This is a genomic window from Mycobacterium sp. (assembly GCF_035697385.1).
In the GTDB taxonomy this organism is placed as follows: Bacteria; Actinomycetota; Actinomycetes; order Mycobacteriales; family Mycobacteriaceae; genus Mycobacterium.
On sequence record NZ_DASSCY010000219.1, the window covers coordinates 1 to 4,222 of the forward strand.

The window sequence follows — 4,222 nt, forward strand, 5'->3', positions numbered from 1 at the left end:
ACCGTGTCGAAATCGGGTCCACGGCTCAGCGGCACGACAACGTGCAGCCCGCGCGACCCCGTCGTCTTCAGATACGGCGTGAGGCCCAGATCGCGGAGCACATCGGCGCAGGCCCTGGCTGCCGCCCGCACCGGCGCGAAATCCTCGGTGGACGGGTCCAGGTCGAAGATGATCTGGTCCGGCGCGTCCAGCCGGTCGCTGCGCGACAGCCACGTATGCGGCGTTACGCAGTTCTGGTTGGCCAGCCACAGCAGGGCCTCCCGGCGATCAGCGACCGGATGCACGACGGTTCCGCCCTCCTTGGCGACCTCGGCGCACCCCATCCAGTCCGGCAACGCACCTGCGAAGTCCTGCTGGACGAAACCCTGCGCCTCGATTCCGCGAGGGTAGCGCCACAAGGTGAGCGGTCTGCCCTTCAGATGGGGGACCATCACGTCCGCGACCGCGGCGTAGTAGTCGACCAACTCGCCTTTCGTGATGCCGTCAGCCGGGAACATCACTCGGTCCGGATGGGTGACCTCAACCGTGATGCGCGGCATCAGTGTGACTCCCTCACTACCTCGTCGGGACTCTTGTCATTCGATCTTCGCTCTTCCCGCGCCGTGGCTGCGAGTACGAAAGTATCCACCTGCCCGGCGGTGCGTGGCCGCCGACGAACTAGTACGCCGAGTGCGCCAGTGGCCAAGACGTATTCGGCGTCTAGTGGGAGCAATGCCCCGCTGGCGTCGTCTCAGATGGCTGGTGGTGGTTTGTCGGGTTGAGTGAGAGTTGCGGTCAGACCAGGAAGCAGCAGATCGAGGCCACGGTCTAGTTCGGCGGCGCCGTCGTAGGAGGCCAGGACGGGCGCCAGTGCGCGTAGTCGAGGGAAATCGGTGATCGCTAACCGGTGCAGACCGAGCCTGAGCACGTGGTCGGTTTCCTCGGGCTGCTCGATGAGCTCCTGCGACTCGTTGAGGATGTGGCCGTACAGGAAGCCAAACAGCACCCGGTAGGCATTGAGCGCATCTTCGCCGGTGAACCCGGCGGACGTCAGCAGCGCGAGGACGTCTTCGAGTGGCCGCAGCATTCCCGGGGGCCGTTGCCCGAGCGGGGTGGCCAGCGGGCGAGTGACCAGCAGCGGTACCACGTTCGGGTGCGCCAGAGCTAGTTGGCGGAAGTCGCGCGCGACCGTGCGCAGTTGGTCGGCCCAGTCGGGGTCTGTGGTATTCACCGATAATTGCTCGAGCACGATCTCGACGACGCCGTCGAGCACTGCTGCCTTGTTGGCGACATGCCGGTAGAGCATCACAGGATCCCGGCCCAGTGCGTCGCTGAGGCGGCGCATGGACAATCCGTCCACGCCGTCGCGGTCGACGATCCTCAGCGCAGTCTGCAGGATCATCGACCGGGTGAGCTGACCGTTGTTTCGGCCCGCCGCGGTGCGGGGGTCAGCGTCGTCAGCGCCCGCGTTGGGCGTGGTCGGCGGTCTAACCATCGGCACAGCACCTCCTCTGCCGTTCTGCCTTCTTTCAGCGAAGGACCGCCCAAACCATGGGCGCATACCTGGCATTCAACGGTGTTGGTCAACACTGTCTATTAACAGTGTTGACATCACCGTACATCAGGCGTGTACTGGACTTCTAGCACCAGGATCAGAGGCGTCGGCATGATCGTCATCGTTGGATTAGTTGTTCTGCTCGGCGCGGTGATCGTGGGGTTCACCGGGGTGCTGACCAACGCCGGTGCCGGTCACCCGTTGACCGAGAACTTCGCCGTATTCGGCTACCACGTCACCGGTTCAACCGGCACGCTGTTCCTCTTCGGAATCGTGGTCGGGGCAGTGGCGATGCTGGGCCTGAGCGTGTTGCTGGCCGGCGCCCGGCGCACCGCGGGTCGTGCACGAGACGCCCGACACGAACTCAAAAGATCCCAACGCGAAACGGCGTTTCTGAACCGCGACCGCGCGGAACTGCTCGAACAGCAACACCTCGGTTCGGCCACCGATTCGACGGTGACCTCGGAGCGCGCCAATACCCGCCGCAGCAGGGTTCCCCTGCTCGGTCGTTGGTCGCGCGGTCGCCAACCGACCGCCGCGCATGTCCATAGCCGCGGGTAGGCACCCAACCCCGATCGACGCGGTCAGCCGCAGTCGCGGCCCCGTGATCACCACGAAAGCAAGAAAGAAGGAACCCGCCAATGAGCATCGGTAAGAAGTTCGCCCACAAGGCCGAAGCCGCCAAAGGCACCGCGAAGAAGATCTTTGGCCGGGCCACCGGCAACACTCGCCTGCGCACCGAGGGACGCGTCGATCAGTTCAAAGGAAACACCAAACAGGCGGGCGACAACGTCAAAGACGCCTTCAAGCACTGACGCCGCCGCCTTTTCGATTCCCGTACATCAATATCGATCGCAGCTAGGTAGACACCATGATCATCCTCGGAATCGTCCTTCTCGTCGCAGGATTCCTGCTCAACATCTCCCTGCTGTGGGTCGTCGGACTCATCCTGCTGATCGTCGGCTTGGTGCTGATGGTCATGGGAAGGATGGGGCGCGCTGTCGGCGGCCGCCGCCACTACTACTAACTGGCACACGCAACTAGCCGGCAATACGACCACATGATTCGCCACCCCCGCGAATTACCCCTCGGCCGCCCGTGGCCGCCGAATATCCAAGGAGGTACATCATGCGTTTCGTAGGGCTACTGGTGATCGTATGGCTGATCGTGGGTGCAGTCGCGGCCTACCAGCGCGGGTATTTCACCAACGCCGCACAGAACTGTGCGAGCGCCGGGACGACCGCGATGACCGTGATCGCGGGACCACTCAACTATGCCGGTGTGAATGCCAAAGTGACGAACTGCAACATGCCCCAGCCCAGTGCCTAACCCGCAACACCGACCGCACCGGTAAAGCCTTCCGGCGCAACCAAATCCACGCTCAACCAACCCGAAAGAGCCGACATGACTACCAGCACCATCGTTTTGATCGTCGTCGTCGCAGTTGTGGCAATTCTGCTGATCGCCGCAGTCACGTGGGTGGCGCGCAACAAACGCAACCAACACCGCCACGTCGAAGCCGACAAGATCCGCGAGTCCGCCAAGGAGGAAACACTGCAGGTCAAGCAGCGCGAAGCACTGGCCGACGAGACCGCGGCCAAAGGGCGGGCCGCCCAGGCAGAAGCCGACGTCAAGGCGGCCCAAGCCTCCGGTCTGCAACAGCAAGCCGCCGCGCACCGCAGCGAAGCAGTGACCTCCCGTGATCAGCTCAACGAGCAGTTGGATCGCGCGGACACGATGGACCCCGCCTCGCAGACACCCGAAACGCCTAGGACCGCCGATCGCAAGGAACACCAGGACCATTGACGGTCTCCGGCACCCGCTACCTCGACGATGTCGTCGGACCGGGCTGCTCACTGCTCATCGGTCGTAACGCAGTGAGCAGCGCCCGGGTGCTGAGCCACGTCACAGGCGAGTATCACGTACAGCATCGGGCCGGTGATGCATCCGGCCCCTTAGAAGAGGCCCGCAATGTCTGACCGCGCGTCGTCGTCCACCGCGACACAGATCGCCCAAAACAGCGTGTTCGAACGATTCGCCCGCGCCGGGTACGTCGTGAGCGGCCTGCTGCACCTGACCATCGGCTACCTCGCCATCCGGATCGCCCTCGGCGTCGACAGCGGCACCGCCGACCAATCCGGGGCGCTCGGGGCATTGGCGGCCAAACCGTATGGTGTGGTCGCGCTCTGGACCGCCGTGGTCGCGCTTGTGGTGATGGGGCTGTGGCGACTCGTCGAAACAGCCCTTGGTCGATCGACCGACCCGAAATCCCAAGGCGCATCGTCGGAAGTCCTAGATCGGGCGAAGGCCTTTGCACTGGCGGTGGTCTACTTCGGGTTCGCATACTCAACGTTCGGATTCGCCAGAGGTGCTGGAAAGTCCACTGGTGAGCAGAATTCGGATATCAGCGCACGCCTGATGCACACCACCACCGGCATGATCGCACTCATCGCCGCCGGCGTGATCATCGTCGCGGTCGGTGGATACCACGTCTACAAAGGGGCCAGCCGCAGCTTTCTCGACGACCTCAAAGGCAACTCCAGCGACCTGGTGCGACGACTGGGCACCGTGGGCTACATCGCCAAAGGCCTGGTGATCGCCGGCGCCGGGGTGCTGGTCGTCGTCGCGGCGAGTCGTTCGGAGCCGAATACGGCCACCGGACTCGACGGGGCCCTCAAAACACTCGGG

Annotated in this window: 8 protein-coding genes and 1 pseudogene; 7 read left to right on the forward strand and 2 right to left on the reverse strand. The window is 64.0% G+C overall.

Annotated features, from left to right (window positions below; genetic code table 11):
• Positions 1-539 (reverse strand): annotated as a pseudogene (locus VFH65_RS18550) (ATP-dependent DNA ligase); the annotation flags it as partial.
• A gap of 191 nt (positions 540-730) precedes the next feature.
• On the reverse strand, positions 731-1,381 hold the full coding sequence (locus VFH65_RS18555) for a TetR/AcrR family transcriptional regulator C-terminal domain-containing protein (protein ID WP_353323429.1): 651 nt from the start codon (positions 1,379-1,381) through the stop codon (positions 731-733).
• 264 nt (positions 1,382-1,645) lie between these two features.
• Between VFH65_RS18555 and VFH65_RS18560 the strand changes: the two genes are divergently transcribed.
• The 7 genes from VFH65_RS18560 to VFH65_RS18590 all read left to right on the forward strand — a co-directional run.
• Complete coding sequence (locus tag VFH65_RS18560; protein ID WP_353323419.1) at positions 1,646-2,095, forward strand: hypothetical protein; 450 nt, start codon at positions 1,646-1,648, stop codon at positions 2,093-2,095.
• 80 nt (positions 2,096-2,175) lie between these two features.
• Entirely contained in the window at positions 2,176-2,349 is a 174-nt protein-coding gene (locus VFH65_RS18565; protein ID WP_353323421.1) for a CsbD family protein, read from the forward strand.
• Between the two features lie 56 nt (positions 2,350-2,405).
• Positions 2,406-2,561, forward strand: coding sequence for a DUF6131 family protein (locus VFH65_RS18570; protein ID WP_353323422.1), 156 nt, complete (start codon positions 2,406-2,408; stop codon positions 2,559-2,561).
• Between the two features lie 101 nt (positions 2,562-2,662).
• Entirely contained in the window at positions 2,663-2,863 is a 201-nt protein-coding gene (locus tag VFH65_RS18575; RefSeq protein ID WP_353323423.1) for a hypothetical protein, read from the forward strand.
• Between the two features lie 75 nt (positions 2,864-2,938).
• Positions 2,939-3,340: a hypothetical protein gene (locus VFH65_RS18580; protein WP_353323425.1), complete on the forward strand. Its 402-nt coding sequence runs from the start codon at positions 2,939-2,941 to the stop codon at positions 3,338-3,340.
• Positions 3,337-3,513, forward strand: coding sequence for a hypothetical protein (locus VFH65_RS18585; RefSeq protein WP_353323426.1), 177 nt, complete (start codon positions 3,337-3,339; stop codon positions 3,511-3,513). Before VFH65_RS18580 ends, VFH65_RS18585 begins: the two co-directional genes overlap by 4 nt.
• Positions 3,506-4,222, forward strand: a 717-nt coding sequence (locus VFH65_RS18590) for a DUF1206 domain-containing protein (protein ID WP_353323428.1), incomplete at its 3' end; no start/stop codon positions are given. The genes VFH65_RS18585 and VFH65_RS18590, both read left to right, overlap by 8 nt.